The sequence below is a fragment of the Afifella sp. JA880 genome (assembly GCF_025379905.1).
GTDB lineage: Bacteria > Pseudomonadota > Alphaproteobacteria > Rhizobiales > Afifellaceae > Afifella > Afifella aestuarii.
The window spans coordinates 315,187-332,353 of record NZ_JAOANH010000003.1; the positions used below are offsets into that span (position 1 = coordinate 315,187).

Here is a 17,167-nt window from a genome sequence, read left to right on the forward strand (position 1 = left end):
CCAATCATCCCTCTCAATCGCGCATCGGATCGCGCGGCGCATGCGGCCGCCCGTCGAGAAAGCCGATATCGCGCAACCGCGCTTCCGGCATCTCGTCGAGATCGAGCCGTCGCGGCCTCGCCCGCCAAGCCATAAATTGCGCCATGAGAGCCGCAAACCATTGGATGCGCCGGACTGGGCGTCCGGACGCGCATGTTTCTGCGAACATCGCCCATCTCCTGAACAGGTCTCTCCTGAGTGATGGTCGTTCCTAAGCCTTGCAGAGGCCTCCAATCCAACCAATAATCCGCGCCTTGCAATAAGGTGTATTTATGCCTTCTTCCCTTCCTCCGGTGACCGCAATCCGTGTTTTCGAGGCCGCCGCGCGGCATCTGAACTTCACGGCGGCCGCCGAAGAGCTCGCCATGACGCAGGCGGCCGTCAGCTATCAGATCAAGCTTCTGGAAGAGCGCCTCGGCACGCGCCTCTTCGTGCGCCGGGCGCGCGGCGTCGAGCTGACGGAGGCGGGCGCCCGCCTTGCCCCGGCCGTGCTGCGCGCCTTTGAAGGGTTGCGGGAGAGCTTCGCCGCCTTTGCCGTCACCAGCGAACACATCCTCTCGGTGAGCGCCGTCCCCACCTTCGCGACCACCTGGCTCGTTCCAAGGCTCGGCTTCTTTCAGCTTGCCCATCCGGAAATCGCCGTGCGTCTCGACACCAGCAACCAATTGACGGATTTCGCGCGCGATTCCGTCGATCTCGGGCTGCGGGCAGGCCGTGGCGGCTGGCCGGGGCTTACGACCCATAAGCTGCGCGACATCGCCTTCTCGCCGATGATGAGCCCCGCACTTGCCGCGCGCCTCGGCCCGGCGCCAAAACCCGCCGACCTTCTCGAGCTTCCCTTGATCGATCCATCGGATTCCTGGTGGACGGACTGGTTCCGCCTCGCCGGCATCGAGGCCGGCGACATCGAGGAACGCTCAGGCCTGCATCTTCTGTCCCAGCATCTCGCCGCCCGCGCGGCCATTGCCGGACAGGGCGTCGCGATTCTCGAACCGGCCTTTTTCCGCGAGGAGATGGCAGACGGACGCCTCGTCCAGCCCTTCCCGCTCCTCGCGTCATCCGATTGGGGCTATTACGTCGTCTATCCCGAGACCCGGCGCCCGCCGCGCAAGGTGCGCGTCTTCTGCGATTGGATCATCACGCGGCTGCGCGAGGAGGCGGCAACCCCGCCAGGCGCCATTCTCTCTGACGAAGCGTAAGGGCAGCTCCGCGAATTTGCCGCGAGCCGAACCATTGGCGCCCCAAGGCCCCGCTCCAGATGAAGGCACACGGACCGTGCCGTCGCCCGCGCCCTCGCGGCATCCCGATACGGCACCTCACAAATACGGAAAGGTTTCGATATGGACATCGGCTTCATCGGATTGGGCCAGATGGGCACCGGCATGGCGAAAAACCTCATCGCCGCCGGTCACCAGGTCACACTCTACAACCGCACGCGTTCCAAGGCGGAAGCCCTTGCCGGAGACGGTGCAACAGTCGCTGACACGATCGCCGACGCCTGCCGCGGCGAGGCCGTCTTCACCATGCTGCCGGACGACAAGGCGCTCGCAGGAATCGTCGACGGCCCCGACGGCATCCTGGAAAACCTGCCCAAGGGCGCGCTCCACATCTCCTCGAGCACGATCAGCGTCGCGATGGCGGAGCGGCTCGCCGCATCCCATGCCGAAAAAGGCCAGGCGTTTCTTTCAGCCCCTGTCTTCGGGCGTCCGGACATGGCCGCCGCCGGCAAGCTCTTCGTCGTCGCCGGCGGCGCCGCGGCCGCCATCGAGACGGCGAAACCGCTCTTCGAGGCGATCGGCCAGCGCACCTTCGCCATATCGGAGGAGCCGAAGGGCGCGAGCCTCGTGAAACTCTCCGGCAATTTCCTCATCGCCTCGGTGATTGAATCCCTCGGCGAAGCGATTGCCCTCGTCGACAAAGGCGGCGTCGACAAGAAAGCCTATCTGGAGCTTCTCACCTCGACGATTTTCGGCGCCCCCGTCTACAAGACCTATGGCGGCCTCATCGTGGAGGAGAACTTCGAGCCGGCCGGCTTCCCGGCACCCCTCGGCAAGAAGGACGTCGATCTCGCCATGCAGGCGGGCGATGCCCTCAACGTGCCGCTGCCGATCGCAAGCCTCTTGCACGACCGCTTCCTGCGGCTTCTCGCCCATGGCGGGGAAAATCTCGACTGGTCGGCGATGGGCGCGCTCGCGGCAAAGGATGCCGGCAGGAAGGACTAGCCTCTCTCTCGGCCTTCTTCGCGCATCGCCTTGTGGCGCTCCGCACGCCATTCCCCGCGCGTGATTTCCCAGATCTCCGAGGGCAGGCGGCCGCTGACAAAATTGCGCTCCGTCACCGCGACGAGGCGCATGCCGCCGCGCTCGGAGACACGCCTGGAGCGCTCGTTCGCAACCGCCTTGGAAACACGCAGCAAAGGCTCGCCGAGCGTCTCGAACCAGAATGCGCCGACGGCCTCGGTCGCCTCGCTCATCAGGCCCTGCCCCTGCCATTCGGGCGCCAGCCAGAAGCCGCGATGATCGTCGTCGCTGTCCCGCCTCAGGCTGATCACGCCGATCGCCTCGTCCGGCCCCGCCTTGGGGCGGAGCGTCCAGTGCCATTCGCGCCCGGCCTCGATCGCCGGCAGCGCCACGTCGCGGATGTAGGTGAGCGCCCCGTCCTCGGGATAGGGCCACGGCACCACCGCGTTCAGATAGCGGACGATCTCAAACTGCGGAAATCTGCTCTGGATCGCGGGTGCGTCATCGATCCGCAATGGTCGCAAGGTTAGGCGCGGCGTGAAAATCTCCGGAATTTTTCGCATGGCCGCAGACCCGACCGCCTTATTGACCGCGCGCCAAAAGGATGCGGAAGGCGAAGGCGCCGAAAATGCTGGCACAAAGCCAGTCGATCGCACGCGAAATCTTGCGCGAACGGCGCAAAGTGGCAGAAACGCGGTCGGCGGCAAGCACCATTGCTGCGCAGGAGGGGACGCCGAGACAGATAAAATAAGATCCGAGAAACGCGAGCTTGGCACAGGCGTGCGGGTCGTTTACCGAAATGAACTGCGGCAGGAAGGTCACGAAGAACAGAACGATCTTCGGATTGAGGAGATTGATGCCGAAACCTGCAAGCCAGCTCTTCACGAGCGGCTGTCTGGAGCGCAGGCTCGTATCGAGTGTCAAAGCCGAACCACGGCGGATTGCCTGGAACGCGAGGTAGAGAAGATAGAGCGCTCCGACAATCTTCACCGCGAGGAAAGCCTTGGGCGAGGCGGCGAGGAGCGCCGACAGGCCGAAGGCCGCGAGCATCGTGTGCACCACGAGGCCCGAGGTCGCGCCCAGCATGGCGGCAAGTCCGGCCGCACGTCCCTGCGTCAGCGTTCGGCTGAGAAACAGCGTCATATCGGGCCCGGGCGTAATGATGAGCACGCCGGCCGCGAAGGTGAAGGTGGCGATGACCGCCAGCGAAGGAAGAAAGTCCATACGCGTCTCCTGAGGACCGCATTCATGCCTCTTGCCGATGTCACGCGCCACCCGTTTTTTGCGCCGGTTTTGCGGCTGATGCCCGCCGTCCGCACGGCCGGATCGCGGCCTTTGCCGGATCTTCCCGTGCTTCTGCCACCGCCCGCGCGCCGCGGTCGCCGTGTGGCCGACGCAGTAGACTTCGTGAAGCGGCGCCCGACGATGACGGCGCTCTCCGCACTTCTTGCGATCCTCCTCGTCTTCGCGGCCTTTCCCGCCATCGATCTCGCGGTCGCCAGGCTCTTCTTCGATAGCAGCCATGGATTCACGGCGACGGGCGCACCGCCCTTCTGGCGCAATGTCGGCCGCGGCCTCGAAATCTTTATCGCCATCGCCATCGGCCTGCCCTTCCTCGCCAAACTCCTATGGCCGGACAGGCCGATGCTCGTGCGCCCGCACAAGCCGGTCTTCCTCTATCTCGTTCTGGCGATCGGGCCGGGGCTTCTCATCAACGGCCTTCTCAAGACGTTCTCGGCGCGCCCGCGCCCCCGTCATCTCTTCGAATTCGGCGGCGAAGAGGTCTTCGCCCGCGTCGGCGATCTCTCCGGCACCTGCCATTCCAACTGCTCGTTCGCCTCCGGCGAGGCGGCCTCCGCCTTCTGGCTGATCGCGCTCGTCTTCGTTGTGCCGAGGGCCTGGCGTCTGCCCGTCTTTCTCGCGACTTTCGGGCTCCTCCTCATCGTCTCGTGGACGCGCCTCGCCATGGGCGGGCATTTTTTGAGCGACGTTCTCGTCGCCTGGCTCGTCACCTTCCTCGTCATGATCGTTCTGCGCTTGCCGGTGCTCTACCGGTTCCAGCCCGAGATCGATCGCGGCGTCACCGCCGCCCTCACCATTCTCGGGCGCCGACTGCGCGCGGCCGGGCGGTTTGTCTTCTCGACCCGCGCATAAGGCCACAGGCCCCCGTTCGTCGCCATCAAGCCGGGCCTCACGTCTTGCACCGCACCGCACCCGGCCTATAGTGCGCGGCCGATTATAACCCTGCGCAACAAGCGGATTTCCATGGCTTCCGACGTCAAGAAAGTGGTGCTCGCCTATTCCGGCGGCCTCGACACCTCCATCATCCTGAAATGGCTGAAAGTCACCTATGACTGCGAGGTGGTGACCTTCACCGCCGATCTCGGTCAGGGCGACGAGCTCGAGCCGGCCCGCAAGAAGGCGGAGATGCTCGGCATCAAGGAAATCTACATCGAGGATCTGCGCGAGGAATTCGTCCGCGACTTCGTTTTCCCGATGTTCCGCATGAACGCCGTCTATGAAGGCGTCTACCTTCTCGGCACCTCGATCGCGCGCCCGCTCATCTCCAAGCGCCTCGTCGAGATCGCCCACGAGACCGGCGCCGATGCGATCGCCCATGGCGCCACCGGCAAGGGCAACGACCAGGTCCGTTTCGAGCTCAGCGCCTATGCGCTCGATCCCGACATCAAGGTGATCGCCCCCTGGCGCGAATGGGACTTCAAGTCGCGCACCGACTTGATCGACTTCGCCGAAAAGAACCAGATCCCCGTGCCGAAGGACAAGCGCGGCGAGGCGCCCTTCTCCGTCGATGCGAACCTCCTGCATTCGTCTTCGGAAGGCAAAGTCCTGGAAGACCCGAACGAAGAGCCGCCGGCCTATGTCTTCCAGCGCTCCGTCTCACCGGAAGAAGCGCCCGACAAGGCGACGATCATCGAGATCGCCTTCAAGAACGGCGACCCCGTGTCGATCGACGGCAAGGCGATGAAGCCGCATGAGCTTCTGGCGGCCCTCAACGATCTCGGCCGCGACAACGGCATCGGCCGCGTCGATCTCGTCGAAAACCGCTTCGTCGGCATGAAGAGCCGCGGCATCTACGAGACGCCGGGCGGCACCATCCTGCTGCAGGCTCACCGGGCGATGGAATCGATCACGCTCGACCGCGGCGCGGCCCATCTCAAAGACGAGCTGATGCCGAAATACGCCGAGCTCGTCTACAACGGCTTCTGGTATGCGCCGGAGCGCGAGATGATCCAGGCGCTCGCCGACAAGAGCCAGGAGAAGGTCGAAGGCACCGTCCGCCTGAAGCTCTACAAGGGCAATGTCATCGTCATCGGCCGGGCGAGCGCGCAATCGCTCTACAATGACGAACTCGTCACCTTCGAGGACGATCGCGGCGCCTACGACCAGCGCGATGCGGCGGGCTTCATCCGCCTGAACGCCCTGCGCCTTCGGACGCTCGGCATGCGCGACCGTCTGAAAAGCTAACGAAAGGCTGACGGCAAGTCCGCATATCTTTGCAATTTGAGAGGACCAGGGCCATTTATTTCCTATGTCCTGGTCCTTTCCCATCGGCCGGCTCTTCGGCTCGGAAATCCGCATCCACGCAACCTTCTTTCTCTTGTTGGCGTGGATCGGGTTCGCGCATTACCAGATGGGCGGGGCCGCGGCCGCCATTGACGGCGTTCTCTTCATCCTGGCGATATTCGCCTGCGTCGTCGCGCATGAATTCGGTCACGCGCTGACGGCGCGGCGCTACGGCATCAAGACGCCCGACATCACGCTTCTGCCGATCGGCGGGCTCGCCCGTCTCGAACGCATGCCGGAAAATCCGCGCGAGGAGATCCTCGTCGCGCTCGCCGGCCCGGCCGTCAACATCGTCATCGCCGCCGTCTTGATCCTCGCCCTCGGCGGCGCCGTCGATACGGCCTCGCTCGCCTCGCTCGACAATCCGCAGGTGAGCTTTTTGGCCCGCCTTGCCGGCGTCAATCTCTTCCTCGCCCTCTTCAACCTCATCCCGGCCTTCCCGATGGATGGCGGGCGCGTCCTGCGCGCGGCCCTCTCCTTCAAGCTGAGCCGCCCGGCCGCCACCACGATGGCGGCGCGCATCGGCCAGGGCATTGCGGTCGGCTTCGGCTTTCTCGCCCTTTACGGCAATCCGATCCTTCTCCTCATCGCCGCCTTCATCTTCCTCGCCGGCAATGCGGAGGCGCGCTCCGTCGGCCTCGAAGATGCCGCGCGCGGTCTCAGGGTGCGCGATGCCATGATCAGCGAGTTCGAATCCCTCGCCCCCTCCGCGACCTTGGGCGAGGCGGCCGAGCTTCTTCTGCGCACCACACAGCATGAATTCCCGGTCGTCGATGGCGGCGGTCGTCTGCGCGGCATCCTCACCCGCGCGACGCTGATCGAAAAGCTCGCAACGGAAGGGCCGGACGCCCCCGTCCTGCATGTCATGACGACCGATATTCCGGTGATTGCCGCGCGCGCCCGCCTCAGCGATGCGCTGAAGCGCCTCCAGGCCGGCATGGCGCCGGCGGTCGGCGTCGTAGAGGGCGGCATCAGCCTGGCCGGCCGCACCGAAGGTGGCCGCTTCATCGGCTACATCACCGCCGACAACATCGACGAGCTGATGATGATCCGCGGCGCCACCGACACCGCCTCACCACCAAGCCGCGGCACCGGCCCCGTCGTACCGCAATAGGTCGTTGCGAACCCGGTCACCGGGCGCGCCCAACCGCCCCGGCAGCAGCGCTCCGCAATCCCGCGGGCGGAGCCGAACAAACCCCGATCAGCGACTGACGCGCAGATTGGAAAGCGAATCGCCGATCTGTTTGAACGCCGTCTGCAAGGCCGAGGTATCCGGGGAATCGAAGTAGAAGCTGTCCTGCGACGCACAGCGTCGCATCATCTGCTCGGTCGAATAACCCGGCTTGTTGAAGGCGATCGTGTAGACGAGAATCCCGGCATTTTTCATCGAGGTGCAAACCTGCTCGAGACGTTTGTTCAACTCGCCCTTGGGATTGCTGTACCCCAGACGTTGTTCGGACTCTGGGCCATAAGCAGAATATTCTTCGCCCCAAGTGTTTTCACCATCTGTCATAATGATGGCGGCCTTATCCATCAGTTCATTGTTGTAGTCGAGTGGCAAGCCGTTTGTGCCCATATCTCCGCCCCAGTAGCCGCGCCAACGCGGTGACAACATCCGCCAGCCCCAGACCGCACCGAGATTGATGTGGGTATTGCCGTCTGTCGTCATCCTGTTGATACCGGCCTCGATCGTCGACTTGACGGGCGTCATTGGTGTCACGGCCTCAGGGCAATATTTGTTTGGGCTCCGCCAAGAATTATTATACGGCGTATAATACGCAGTCGGCTTAGTAACCTTCCACTCACCCCAATAGCATTCGTCCCAAACCTCATAACCCGTGCAGTATCTAGTTGAATTATTCCAGTCATTTTTGGTAGAGTCAGGCCAGAGATACACATGAAAACGGGATTCGATAGGAGGCTTGACCGTGTCGTCGTGCATGGGCGGCGTATCCGTCACGTCCTGGCCACCGGTGCGCGCCTCCACGCAGCCGCCCCACGCTCCGCCTGCTGACTGACCGTAGTCGCGGTAATAAGGGTCACTTGGATCTGTGACATTCTCTATGATCCAGCCCGTGTTTGCTCCCCCGATATTTACGCCCTGCGAGAACGGCACCAGGCCCACATAGAGGTTCTCAGCGACGGCATCGTCTCCGAACAGGATATCGACCAGCGTCTTCGCCGCCGTTTTCAACGACCCGAGGCTCGATCGCATCGACCCCGTATTGTCGAGCACCATCACGACTTCGAGACCGCCCATCTCGCGCGTGACCTCCGAATGGGCGCTCACCGTCAGCGACTTGAAGCCGAGGAGGCGCATGAACGTGGTCGGCACCTTCGCCGAGGCATTCACGGTGATCGTGGTCTGCGCCGCATTCACCGTGGCCTTGACGTCGGTGATATGGGCATCCGCATAGCCGTCAGGAAAGTTCGCCCGGACGAACTGCTCCACCTCTTCCTGCACATTGGTCGAGTTGATCCGCGATCCGGCCGCAAGCCCGCCGGCATCGGCCGCATTCAGGAGCTTCGCCTGAACGAACTGCGCGCGCCCGACATCGACGGCAAAGCCCATCAGGACGATCAGCCCGAGCGCCGAGAACCCGATCAGCGGCGTGACGGAACCGTCTTCCCGGCGCAGATAGCGGTGAAAGTGGCGACGGAGAGAACACAACATCACGAACATCCCGCTGTCGTCGTCAGCTGCCCCAGACGGGGGCGGAACATGGCGTATTTGTAGATACCGTGGTCACCGAAGAAGTAGCTGCCGAATGTCGGCGTCCACTCGTAGAACACCTCGGTGATGATGAGATAATCCTTGGGATCGAGCTCGAGGTCGCCCGGCACGTCGGCGATGTCGCCGATATCGCCGACGCGGCTCGCCACATCGAGTGTCCCGCCGCCCTTGCACTGCCATTTGACCCGGATCTTGGTCTCCTCGCTGTCGCGGGCGACGGCGCTCAGGATGACGAGGCCGTGGTCGCTGAAATCGAGCGGCTTCATCAACTCGGTCGACGCCTGGAACAGCTGGTCGGCCATCGAATAGGTGAGGGTCTTGTCGCGGGCCACGGCGTCGGCGACGGTGAAGGCCATCTTGTCGGCCTTCTGCTGCACCAGGATATAGCGGCTCATTTCAAAGCCGCCGAGCGTCAGGATCACGAGGAAGGGCGCCGAAAGCGCGAATTCGAGCGCGGCCACACCCGCCTCGTTGCGCCGCAAGGCGCGCAGTCGCGCAGATACCCGGCGTGCTACGCGCCGTGATATCCCCCAGGCCAGGTTCAGGATCGGTCGCATCAGAAAGGCTCGTTCTTCACCACCGCATGCACGGTGATATCGAGAGTGTTGTCGCTGCCGCCGAGAATTGAGCCGATCATCGGCGTGATGAACTTCCAGGGATAGGTGATGGTGTAGACGACGACGGTGTTCTTCCCGCCATAGCCGGCAGTGCCGGAATTATCGTCGTATTTTCCGTTGCCGTTGAGGTCGGTGTAGTTCTCGCCATCGTCGCGCACGCCATTGCCGTTGGCGTCGATGAACGGCTCTGGGCCTGCGGTCATTTCGTCGAAATCGGTAAAAGAGCGGCTGCTGATCTTGACCTTGGCCGGGTCGATCAGAACGCTCGCATCGCCCTCGAGGGCCGCGCGGATCGTCTGTTCGCGCGTGAGCTTGTTGTCTTTATCGGTATAGCCCGTGCGCCCGAGCCGGGTCGCGGTATAGCTCGCATGCTCCAGCACGCTTTCGGCGGAAAGATAAAGCCCGAGCTCGACGACCCCCATCATCATGAAGATCAGGAGGGGCGAAATCAGCGCGAATTCCACCGCCGTCGCGCCGTCTTCGTCGCTACGCCAGCGCGAACACCTTGTTCGATATCGTCCGAGCATAGTTAACGCCTTACGATGACGTTTTCTTTTGTCTCTTCGAGCCGTCATGTGGCTTGCATCTTCGACCCAAAAAGCCAGGAAGCGATTAAAATGCGCTGCATTTCGCGAGAAACCTGCAAGAAGCCTCAATGAGGCGTTAAGGGGCGCGTGAAAAATCCGAAAAAATGTGTCAAAGGGCCCTTCTGAGGCGCCTTTTCCGCGCTTCGGACCATGTTTGCGCCACAACCCCTGTCTTCCATGACTGGAATGGAGTATGGGCGGCGCACATATAAAGGCCCTCATGACAAAGACTCTACGTAACATCGCCATCATCGCGCATGTCGATCATGGCAAGACGACGCTCATCGACGTGCTCCTCAAGAGCTCGGGCTCCTTTCGCGAGGGGCTGCGTGTCGCCGAGCGCGCCATGGATTCCAACGCGCTGGAGCGCGAGCGTGGCATCACCATTCTCGCCAAGGTGACGTCGCTCGTCTGGAACGACGCGCGCATCAACATTGTGGATACGCCAGGCCATGCCGATTTCGGCGGCGAGGTGGAGCGCATCCTCAATATGGTCGACGGCGCCCTCCTCCTGGTGGACGCGGCCGAAGGCCCGATGCCGCAGACGAAATTCGTGCTCACCAAGGCGCTCGCCGCCGGGCTGAAGCCGATCGTCGTCATCAACAAGGTCGACAAGGGCGATGCCCGCCCCGACTATGTCCTCAACGAGGTCTTCGATCTCTTCGCCGCTCTCGGCGCCTCCGAAGAGCAGCTCGACTTCCCCGTGCTTTACGGCTCCGCCAAGCAGGGCTGGATGGCGGACACACCGCAAGGCCAGCATCAGGGCATCAATGCGCTCCTCGATCTCGTCGTGCGCCACGTCAACGCGCCGACCACCGAGGAAGGCCCGTTCCGCATGCTGGCGACGACGCTCGAAGCCGATCCCTTCCTCGGCCGCATCCTTACGGGCCGCGTGCGTTCCGGCGAGATCAAGCCCGGCCAGACGGTGAAGGCGCTGTCGCGCAAGGGCGACCTGGTCGAAAATTTCCGCGTCTCCAAGGTTCTCGCCTTCCGCGGCCTGGAACGTCAGCCGATCGACAAGGGCGAGGCCGGCGACATCGTCGCTCTCGCCGGCATGAGCGAGGCGACCGTCGCCGATACGCTCGCCGATCCGGAGGTGACGACGCCGATCGCCGCCCATCCGATCGATCCCCCGACGCTCTCCATGTCGTTTCGCATCAATGACGGGCCGCTTGCCGGGCGCGAGGGCTCCAAGGTGCAGAGCCGCGTGATCCGCGAGCGCCTTTTGCGTGAAGCGGAAGGCAACGTCGCGCTGAAGATCACGGAATCCACCGACAAGGACGCCTTCGAGGTCGCCGGTCGCGGCGAATTGCAGCTCGCCATCCTGATCGAGACCATGCGCCGCGAAGGCTTCGAATTGACCATCGGCAAGCCGCGCGTCGTCACCAGAACGGACGAGAACGGCGAGGCGCTGGAACCGATCGAAGAGGTCACGGTCGACGTCGACGACGAATTCTCCGGCGTCGTCATCGACAAATTGTCCACCCGTCGCGGCGAGATGGTGCAGATGCAGCCCTCGGGCGGCGGACGCACGCGCATCGTCTTCTATGTCCCGACCCGCGGCCTCATCGGCTATCAGCCGGAGCTTTTATCCGACACGCGCGGCACGGCGATCATGAACCGCGTCTTCCACGAATGGCAGCCCTGGCGCGGCGAGATTCCGAGCCGCCAGCGCGGCGTCCTGATCTCCAACGGCACCGGCGCGGCCGTGCCTTACGCGCTGTTCAACCTGCAGGATCGCGGTTCGATGATGATCGGGCCGGGCGAAGCCGTCTATCCCGGCATGATCGTCGGCGAACATTCGCGCGGCAACGATCTCGAGGTGAACGTCCTCAAAGGCAAGCAGCTCACCAATATCCGCTCTGCGGGCAAGGACGATGCCGTGCTTTTGACGCCGCCTTTGAAGCTCAGCCTGGAGCAGGCGCTGTCCTACATCGCCGAAGACGAACTCGTTGAAATCACGCCGCAATCCATCCGTCTGCGCAAGGCGATCCTCGATCCGAACGATCGCAAACGGGCCGAGCGCAGCAAAAAAGATGCCGCTTGACGTATCGACAGTGATTGCTCGAAAGGGGCGAAGCGGCTTACGCTTCGCCCATGAGCGCTGTCGTTATCGATATCCGCTATGCGGAACATTCCGATGCAACCGCCATCGCGGATGTGCATGAGCGTTCCTGGAGCGAGGCCTATGCCGGCATCCTGCCGGCCGTGGCGCTCCGTCAGATGGTCGCCCGCCACGGACCCCGCCACTGGGTGGAGGTGATCGGCCGCAGGCGCAATGTCCTCGTTCTGGAAGTGGGTGGCGTGATCGCCGGCTATGCCACCTTCGGCGTTGCCAGACAGCGCTCCCATGCCCGCACCGCCGAGATCTACGAGCTCTATCTCCTGCCGGAATATCAGGGCATCGGCGGCGGACGCCTGCTCTTCGAAGAGACGTGCCGCACCTTGAAGGAGCGGGGCTTCACCCGCCTCATCGTCCGCGCCTTGACGGAAAACGCCCGCGCCCTCGAATTCTACGAGCACCGCGGCGGCGAAATCCGCTCCATGGCGCAGACGCTGTTCGGCGAGCGGCGCATGCCCGTCGCGGTTTTTTCGTTCAAACTCTGAAAACTGCCGGAACGCTGCCCAGAGCGCTCACCGGAACGCTCAAACGACGCTCTGAAGCTTCTTCGTGAGTTCGTCCGCATCGCCGGCGAGAAACAGCACCTTCACGCGGCTCGTTCCGCCGCTTGCAAGCGACACCGAACTCTTCGGCACACCGAGCGTCTTCGCCACCAGATTTTCGAGCGCCTTGTTGGCCGCGCCCTTTTCCGGCACGGCCCGCACGCGCGCCTTGATGACGGCGCGCCCGTCGGCAAGCTCTTCCACCCCTTCGAGCGCATCCTTGGCGGCCTTCGGCGTCAGACGCACCGAAAGCAGGAGCCCCTCGGAGGTCGCCTTAAAGGGCTCGCTCAAAAGACGGCGGGATAGATGTAATAGACGATGATCCGCTGCAGCAGAAAGATGAGAAGGATCGCGATGATCGGCGAGATGTCGAGACCGCCGAAGGCCGGCACGAAGCGCCGGATCGGCCGCAGCACCGGCTCCGTCAGCTGATACAGCATGCGCCCGATCGTCGAGACCACCTGATTGCGCGGATTGACGACGTTGAAGGCGTAAAGCCACGAGAAGATCGCGCTGGCGATGATCACCCAGGTATAAAGATTGAGGATCAGAAGGATAACGTCGAGAATGGCGCGCATGGAGGTCCGAGGTGTCTGTGGTGGCAGGACGCTCGCCCATGTAGCTGCCAAGCCGGCGCCTTACAAGGCGTGATCCCGCCGCGCCCCGGCCGTCGAAGCGCGCCCTTCAACACACAGGCGTCGATCTTACGCGACGAGCCGGCAGAGCCGCCGCACCTCTTCGGCCCCATGGGCGCCGGAGCTGAGGGCCACTTCGCGGGCGATCCGGTCTTCCTCGCAGCGCAGGTCGCGCTTGGCGCGCAGGGCGCGGATGAGGGCGTTGGCGGCGCAGCTGCGTGCCGGATCTCCCGGCTGATAGACTTCCTGCATCAGGAGTATGATCTTGGCATCTTCGCCCATGGCAAAGTCCCTCCTTCGCAGATGACAACGCCCTTTGATTCAAAAGCGTTTCAACTCCGCGACAGTAAGTGCGCGTTATGCTTAACCGTTGGTTACGCTGCCGCGCAACGGGCGCGGTCTCGCCTGTGGAAAGCGCCCGCGCGGCCCCCTTTTAGCGGCTCAAGCTTGCGCCGGCCGTGCCCCGACATGCAGGCCAGCCATTCCCTCGCGCATACCGGGCCCGCAGACTGGCCCTGCCCATGACACGCCCATGAAGCGCCTATGACCGCACCCGTCAGGCGGCGAGATCGTGATGCGGCAGCTTGCTGCGCTGTCTCACGGCCCAGCCGGAGACGATAACCGGCTCGCGCTCGAAGCGCGGCAGAAGGCTGCGCCCCAGAATATGATCGGCCGCCTTCTCGCCCACCATCAGCGAGGGCGCGTTGAGATTGCCGTTGGTGATCTGCGGGAAGACGGAGGAATCGGCCACTCTGAGCCCGTCGACACCGATCACCCGGCATTGCGGATCGATGACGGCGCCAATATCGTCGGCCGCCCCCATGCGACAGGTGCCGCACGGGTGATAGGCGCTTTCGACTTCACTGCGCACGAAATCGTCGAGAGCTGCGTCGCTCACCACCCCTGGCCCAGGCGCGAGCTCGGCGCCGGAAAATTCTCCGAAGGCCGGCTGCGCAAAAATCTCGCGCGCCAGCCGGATCGCCGCCCGAAAATCGCGCCAGTCCTGCTCGTGGCTCATATAGTTGAAGCGGATCGCAGGCGCCGTCGCAGCATCCGGCCCATTCAACCGCACAGAGCCGCGCGAGGGGGAACGCATCGGCCCGATATGGATCTGGTAGCCATGCGCGCTCGCCGCCGCGCTGCCGTCATAGCGCACCGCCGCCGGCAGGAAATGCATCTGCAGGTCGGGATATGCGACGCCCGGCGCGGAGCGGATGAAGGCGCAGGCCTCGAAATGGTTGGTGGCGCCGAAACCGGTGCGCGTCAAAAGCCAGCGCGTGCCGATCCGCCCGCGGCCGACGAGCCCGAGATGCGGGTTGAGCGTCACCGGCTTGCGGCATTCCTGCTGCACATAGACTTCGAGATGGTCCTGGAGATTGGCGCCGACGCCCGGCCTGTCGGCAACGACGTCGATGCCCTCTTCGCGCAAATGCTCCGCCGGACCGATCCCCGAAAGCATCAGAAGCTTTGGCGAATTGATCGACGAGGCGGAGACGATGATTTCCCGCCGCGCCCGGATCGTCTCGCGGGCGCCGCCGCGGGAGACGACGAGCCCGACGGCGCGGCGATCCTCAAACACGATGCGCTCCGCCAGCGTATTGCTCATGAGCTCGACGTTCGCCCGCTTCAACGCCGGGCGCAGATAGGCCTGGGCCGACGACCAGCGCTGACCGCGCCACACCGTCATCTCCATCGGCCCGAAACCTTCCTGGGCCGAGCCGTTGTAATCGAAGGTCAGCGGATAACCCGCCTCCGCGCCCGCACGGATGAAGGCCGAATAAAGCGGATTGCGCATCATGCCGCGCGTTACATGCATCGGCCCATCGCTGCCGCGCCAGCCGTCCTCGCCGCCATGGCTCGTCTCCAGCCGCTGGAAATAAGGCGCGACGTCGGCATAGCCCCAGCCGTCGGCGCCCATCTCCTGCCAGGTGTCGAAATCCTGCGGATGGCCGCGCACATAGACCATGCCGTTGATCGACGAGGAGCCGCCGATCACCTTGCCACGCGGGCAGGCGAGCGACCGGCCGCCGAGATGCGGCTCCGGCTCGCTGCGATAGCCCCAATCGTAGCGGCTCGTATTCATCGGGATCGAGAAGGCCGCCGGCATCTGGATGAAGGGCGAGACGTCGCTGCCGCCATATTCCACGACGAGCACGCTGTTCTGCCCGTCCTCGGACAGCCGGTTGGCGAGCACGCAGCCGGCGGAGCCGGCGCCGATGATGATGAAATCGACGTCACGCATGAGCAGGTTTCCGATTGAGGAGAGCATCGACGGCATGTTCGAGGAGAGCGGCCGCACCGTCGGGATCGGCGGGTCCGGCAAGCGAACGGCGGATCCACACGCCATCGATGAGCGCGGCCAGCGTTTCGGCAATCCGCACCGCCTCCTCGCGCGCCACCAGATCCTGCAGCGCGTGCAGGAGATTGCTTTCGAGCCGCCGCGTATAGACGCGCAAAAGCCGCCGCGCTTCGGGCTCCGTCTGTGCCGCCTCGTAGAAGGCGAGCCAGGCGGAGATGACGGCCGGACGAAACTGAGCTTCCGAAAAATTCCCGGCGATGATGGCGCTGATGCGGGCCCGCGGCGTCGACGCGGTCTTCAGGCATCGCTGCATCTCCTCGCCGAGTTCGGAGAGAAGATGGCGCATGGTGGCGAGCAGGAGCTTGTCCTTGCCGCCGAAATAATGATGCGCGAGCCCGGCCGACACGCCGGCCCGCTTGGCGATCGTGCCCATGGTGATATGCGCCATGCCTTCCTGGTGGATGGCCTCGATGGCGGCGTCGATGAGCGCCTTGCGGCGCACGGGTTCCATTCCGATGCGGGGCATTGTCGTCTCCTGCCGCTCTTCTGCTTTTTTTTGATTGATCAGTCAATCAAGCAAACATTGCCATTCCGCGGCGATGGTGTTTCGATGCCGCCGCCGCGTCGGAGGCCGCCTGACGACCCCGCCGCACCGGCGGGCCTGGCGCCTTGAGCCGCGCGGCACGCAATTTGAGAACCAAGACGGAGACACCGAATGACGCCCATCGCCCGACAGCTTCTTGCCGCCCTCTCCGGCGGCATCTTCGCCCTGTCGCTTGCCGGCCCGGCGCTGTCGCAGAGCGCCCCCGATAGCTGCAAGACGGTGCGCTTTTCCGATGTCGGCTGGACCGACATCACGACGACGACGGCGCTTGCCTCCGTGGTGCTGGAAGGCCTCGGCTACAAGCCGGACGTGAAAGTCCTGTCCTTGCCGGTCACTTATGCGTCGCTAAAGAACAACGATCTCGACGTCTTCCTCGGCACCTGGCTGCCGACGATGGAGGCCGACCTCGCGCCCTACCGCGAGGAGGGTTCGGTTGAGACGCTGGAGCCCGCCAACCTCACCGGAGCCAAATACACGCTCGCCGTGCCCGCCTACACCTACGAGAAGGGCCTGAAGAGCTTCGAGGATATCGCCAAGTTCAAGGACGAGCTCGACGGCAAGATCTACGGCATCGAACCCGGCAATGACGGCAACCGCCTCATCCTCGGCATGATCGAGGACGATCAGTTCGGCCTTGGCGATTTCGAGCTCGTGGAATCTTCCGAGCAGGGCATGCTCGCCCAGGTCAGCAGGGCTGTGCGGCGCGACAAGCCGATCGTCTTTCTCGGCTGGGAGCCGCATCCGATGAACGCCAGTTTCGAGCTGAAATATCTCTCCGGCGGCGATGATGTCTTCGGCCCCGATTACGGCGGCGCGACGATTTATACGAATGTCCGCGAAGGCTATCTCGACGAATGCCCGAATGTCGGCCAGTTCCTCAAGAACCTGAAGTTCACGCTGCCGATGGAAAACGAAATCATGGGCGCGATCCTGAACGACAACAAAGAAGCCCGGGCGGCCGCCAAGGAATGGCTTCAGGCTCATCCCGAGACACTCGACACATGGCTTGAGGGCGTAAAGACCTTCTCCGGTGAGGAAGGCCTGCCGGCCGTCAAGGAAAGCCTCGGCGGCTGACGCTACGGCGCAGACGTAAAATTCCGGGCCGGCGAAGATCTCCGCCGGCCCACCGCAACCCGGGGCGGGTATCGGCCGTTCACCGCAGG

19 protein-coding genes are annotated in these 17,167 nt (G+C 63.8%); 8 read left to right on the top strand and 11 right to left on the bottom strand.

The window, feature by feature from the left end; genetic code table 11:
* Positions 1–13: 13 nt before the first annotated feature.
* On the bottom strand, positions 14–208 hold the full coding sequence (locus tag NYQ83_RS14515; protein ID WP_261215536.1) for a hypothetical protein: 195 nt from the start codon (positions 206–208) through the stop codon (positions 14–16).
* A 103-nt stretch (positions 209–311) separates the two neighbouring features.
* On the opposite strand from NYQ83_RS14515, the gene gcvA reads away from it, so the two are divergent.
* The gene (gene gcvA, locus NYQ83_RS14520; protein ID WP_261215537.1) at positions 312–1,238 is read left to right on the top strand and encodes a transcriptional regulator GcvA; all 927 of its coding nucleotides are present in this window, start codon (positions 312–314) and stop codon (positions 1,236–1,238) included.
* A 141-nt stretch (positions 1,239–1,379) separates the two neighbouring features.
* On the top strand, positions 1,380–2,261 hold the full coding sequence (locus NYQ83_RS14525; RefSeq protein WP_261215538.1) for an NAD(P)-dependent oxidoreductase: 882 nt from the start codon (positions 1,380–1,382) through the stop codon (positions 2,259–2,261).
* Here the strand turns inward: NYQ83_RS14525 and NYQ83_RS14530 are convergent.
* Together NYQ83_RS14530 and NYQ83_RS14535 are read right to left on the bottom strand one after the other, a co-directional pair.
* Positions 2,258–2,842, bottom strand: coding sequence for a GNAT family N-acetyltransferase (locus tag NYQ83_RS14530; protein ID WP_261215539.1), 585 nt, complete (start codon positions 2,840–2,842; stop codon positions 2,258–2,260). The genes NYQ83_RS14525 and NYQ83_RS14530 overlap by 4 nt on opposite strands.
* Positions 2,843–2,861: 19 nt before the next feature.
* On the bottom strand, positions 2,862–3,503 hold the full coding sequence (locus NYQ83_RS14535) for a LysE family translocator (protein WP_261215540.1): 642 nt from the start codon (positions 3,501–3,503) through the stop codon (positions 2,862–2,864).
* A gap of 24 nt (positions 3,504–3,527) precedes the next feature.
* Here NYQ83_RS14535 and NYQ83_RS14540 point away from each other — a divergent pair, with 24 nt between their 5' ends.
* From NYQ83_RS14540 to NYQ83_RS14550, 3 genes are all read left to right on the top strand, one after another.
* Positions 3,528–4,433, top strand: coding sequence for a phosphatase PAP2 family protein (locus NYQ83_RS14540; protein ID WP_261215541.1), 906 nt, complete (start codon positions 3,528–3,530; stop codon positions 4,431–4,433).
* A gap of 111 nt (positions 4,434–4,544) precedes the next feature.
* On the top strand, positions 4,545–5,765 hold the full coding sequence (locus NYQ83_RS14545) for an argininosuccinate synthase (protein ID WP_261215542.1): 1,221 nt from the start codon (positions 4,545–4,547) through the stop codon (positions 5,763–5,765).
* 64 nt (positions 5,766–5,829) lie between these two features.
* Positions 5,830–6,978 (top strand): site-2 protease family protein, encoded by a 1,149-nt coding sequence (locus NYQ83_RS14550; RefSeq protein ID WP_261215543.1) that lies wholly within the window; start codon positions 5,830–5,832, stop codon positions 6,976–6,978.
* Positions 6,979–7,065: 87 nt separating this feature from the next.
* Here the strand turns inward: NYQ83_RS14550 and NYQ83_RS14555 are convergent, their stop codons facing one another.
* Genes NYQ83_RS14555 through NYQ83_RS14565 form a run of 3 tightly spaced genes read right to left on the bottom strand, consistent with a single transcriptional unit; the run spans position 7,066 to position 9,742 of the window.
* Positions 7,066–8,547, bottom strand: a complete 1,482-nt coding sequence (locus NYQ83_RS14555) for a Tad domain-containing protein (protein WP_261215544.1) — start codon at positions 8,545–8,547, stop codon at positions 7,066–7,068.
* The gene (locus NYQ83_RS14560) at positions 8,538–9,155 is read right to left on the bottom strand and encodes a TadE/TadG family type IV pilus assembly protein (protein ID WP_261215545.1); all 618 of its coding nucleotides are present in this window, start codon (positions 9,153–9,155) and stop codon (positions 8,538–8,540) included. Before NYQ83_RS14560 ends, NYQ83_RS14555 begins: the two co-directional genes overlap by 10 nt.
* A complete protein-coding gene (locus NYQ83_RS14565) occupies positions 9,155–9,742 on the bottom strand; it encodes a TadE/TadG family type IV pilus assembly protein (protein WP_261215547.1) in 588 nt (195 codons plus the stop codon). The genes NYQ83_RS14560 and NYQ83_RS14565 overlap by 1 nt, the downstream gene beginning before the upstream one ends.
* A gap of 280 nt (positions 9,743–10,022) precedes the next feature.
* Between NYQ83_RS14565 and typA the strand changes: the two genes are divergently transcribed.
* Together typA and NYQ83_RS14575 are read left to right on the top strand one after the other, a co-directional pair.
* A complete protein-coding gene (typA, locus tag NYQ83_RS14570) occupies positions 10,023–11,849 on the top strand; it encodes a translational GTPase TypA (RefSeq protein ID WP_261215549.1) in 1,827 nt (608 codons plus the stop codon).
* 50 nt (positions 11,850–11,899) lie between these two features.
* The gene (locus NYQ83_RS14575; RefSeq protein WP_261215550.1) at positions 11,900–12,409 is read left to right on the top strand and encodes a GNAT family N-acetyltransferase; all 510 of its coding nucleotides are present in this window, start codon (positions 11,900–11,902) and stop codon (positions 12,407–12,409) included.
* 39 nt (positions 12,410–12,448) lie between these two features.
* Here NYQ83_RS14575 and NYQ83_RS14580 read toward each other — a convergent pair whose 3' ends face one another.
* From NYQ83_RS14580 to betI, 5 genes are all read right to left on the bottom strand, one after another.
* Positions 12,449–12,757: a DUF167 family protein gene (locus NYQ83_RS14580; protein WP_261215551.1), complete on the bottom strand. Its 309-nt coding sequence runs from the start codon at positions 12,755–12,757 to the stop codon at positions 12,449–12,451.
* Positions 12,754–13,044 carry a YggT family protein gene (locus NYQ83_RS14585; RefSeq protein WP_261216195.1) on the bottom strand — a complete coding sequence of 97 codons (291 nt, stop codon included), beginning with the start codon at positions 13,042–13,044 and terminating at the stop codon, positions 12,754–12,756. The genes NYQ83_RS14580 and NYQ83_RS14585 overlap by 4 nt, the downstream gene beginning before the upstream one ends.
* A gap of 126 nt (positions 13,045–13,170) precedes the next feature.
* Complete coding sequence (locus tag NYQ83_RS14590) at positions 13,171–13,383, bottom strand: hypothetical protein (protein ID WP_261215552.1); 213 nt, start codon at positions 13,381–13,383, stop codon at positions 13,171–13,173.
* A 274-nt stretch (positions 13,384–13,657) separates the two neighbouring features.
* Positions 13,658–15,343 (bottom strand): choline dehydrogenase, encoded by a 1,686-nt coding sequence (gene betA, locus NYQ83_RS14595; RefSeq protein WP_261215553.1) that lies wholly within the window; start codon positions 15,341–15,343, stop codon positions 13,658–13,660.
* Positions 15,336–15,926 carry a transcriptional regulator BetI gene (gene betI, locus NYQ83_RS14600; protein WP_128290643.1) on the bottom strand — a complete coding sequence of 197 codons (591 nt, stop codon included), beginning with the start codon at positions 15,924–15,926 and terminating at the stop codon, positions 15,336–15,338. The genes betA and betI overlap by 8 nt, the downstream gene beginning before the upstream one ends.
* A gap of 189 nt (positions 15,927–16,115) precedes the next feature.
* Between betI and NYQ83_RS14605 the strand changes: the two genes are divergently transcribed.
* Positions 16,116–17,078, top strand: coding sequence for a choline ABC transporter substrate-binding protein (locus NYQ83_RS14605; protein WP_261215554.1), 963 nt, complete (start codon positions 16,116–16,118; stop codon positions 17,076–17,078).
* The last annotated feature ends 89 nt before the right edge of the window (positions 17,079–17,167 follow it).

Excerpts from the sequence above, each read along its gene's own strand:
- NYQ83_RS14545 (WP_261215542.1), top strand. The coding sequence starts at position 4,545 with ATGGCTTCCGACGTCAAGAAAGTGGTGCTCGCCTATTCCGGCGGCCTC.
- NYQ83_RS14535 (WP_261215540.1), bottom strand. The coding sequence starts at position 3,503 with ATGGACTTTCTTCCTTCGCTGGCGGTCATCGCCACCTTCACCTTCGCG.
- gcvA (WP_261215537.1), top strand. The coding sequence starts at position 312 with ATGCCTTCTTCCCTTCCTCCGGTGACCGCAATCCGTGTTTTCGAGGCC.
- NYQ83_RS14575 (WP_261215550.1), top strand. The coding sequence starts at position 11,900 with ATGAGCGCTGTCGTTATCGATATCCGCTATGCGGAACATTCCGATGCA.
- NYQ83_RS14540 (WP_261215541.1), top strand. The coding sequence starts at position 3,528 with ATGCCTCTTGCCGATGTCACGCGCCACCCGTTTTTTGCGCCGGTTTTG.
- NYQ83_RS14565 (WP_261215547.1), bottom strand. The coding sequence starts at position 9,742 with ATGCTCGGACGATATCGAACAAGGTGTTCGCGCTGGCGTAGCGACGAA.
- betA (WP_261215553.1), bottom strand. The coding sequence starts at position 15,343 with ATGCGTGACGTCGATTTCATCATCATCGGCGCCGGCTCCGCCGGCTGC.
- NYQ83_RS14525 (WP_261215538.1), top strand. The coding sequence starts at position 1,380 with ATGGACATCGGCTTCATCGGATTGGGCCAGATGGGCACCGGCATGGCG.
- NYQ83_RS14585 (WP_261216195.1), bottom strand. The coding sequence starts at position 13,044 with ATGCGCGCCATTCTCGACGTTATCCTTCTGATCCTCAATCTTTATACC.
- NYQ83_RS14515 (WP_261215536.1), bottom strand. The coding sequence starts at position 208 with ATGTTCGCAGAAACATGCGCGTCCGGACGCCCAGTCCGGCGCATCCAA.
- NYQ83_RS14590 (WP_261215552.1), bottom strand. The coding sequence starts at position 13,383 with ATGGGCGAAGATGCCAAGATCATACTCCTGATGCAGGAAGTCTATCAG.
- NYQ83_RS14530 (WP_261215539.1), bottom strand. The coding sequence starts at position 2,842 with ATGCGAAAAATTCCGGAGATTTTCACGCCGCGCCTAACCTTGCGACCA.
- NYQ83_RS14560 (WP_261215545.1), bottom strand. The coding sequence starts at position 9,155 with ATGCGACCGATCCTGAACCTGGCCTGGGGGATATCACGGCGCGTAGCA.
- NYQ83_RS14555 (WP_261215544.1), bottom strand. The coding sequence starts at position 8,547 with ATGTTCGTGATGTTGTGTTCTCTCCGTCGCCACTTTCACCGCTATCTG.
- typA (WP_261215549.1), top strand. The coding sequence starts at position 10,023 with ATGACAAAGACTCTACGTAACATCGCCATCATCGCGCATGTCGATCAT.
- NYQ83_RS14550 (WP_261215543.1), top strand. The coding sequence starts at position 5,830 with ATGTCCTGGTCCTTTCCCATCGGCCGGCTCTTCGGCTCGGAAATCCGC.
- betI (WP_128290643.1), bottom strand. The coding sequence starts at position 15,926 with ATGCCCCGCATCGGAATGGAACCCGTGCGCCGCAAGGCGCTCATCGAC.
- NYQ83_RS14605 (WP_261215554.1), top strand. The coding sequence starts at position 16,116 with ATGACGCCCATCGCCCGACAGCTTCTTGCCGCCCTCTCCGGCGGCATC.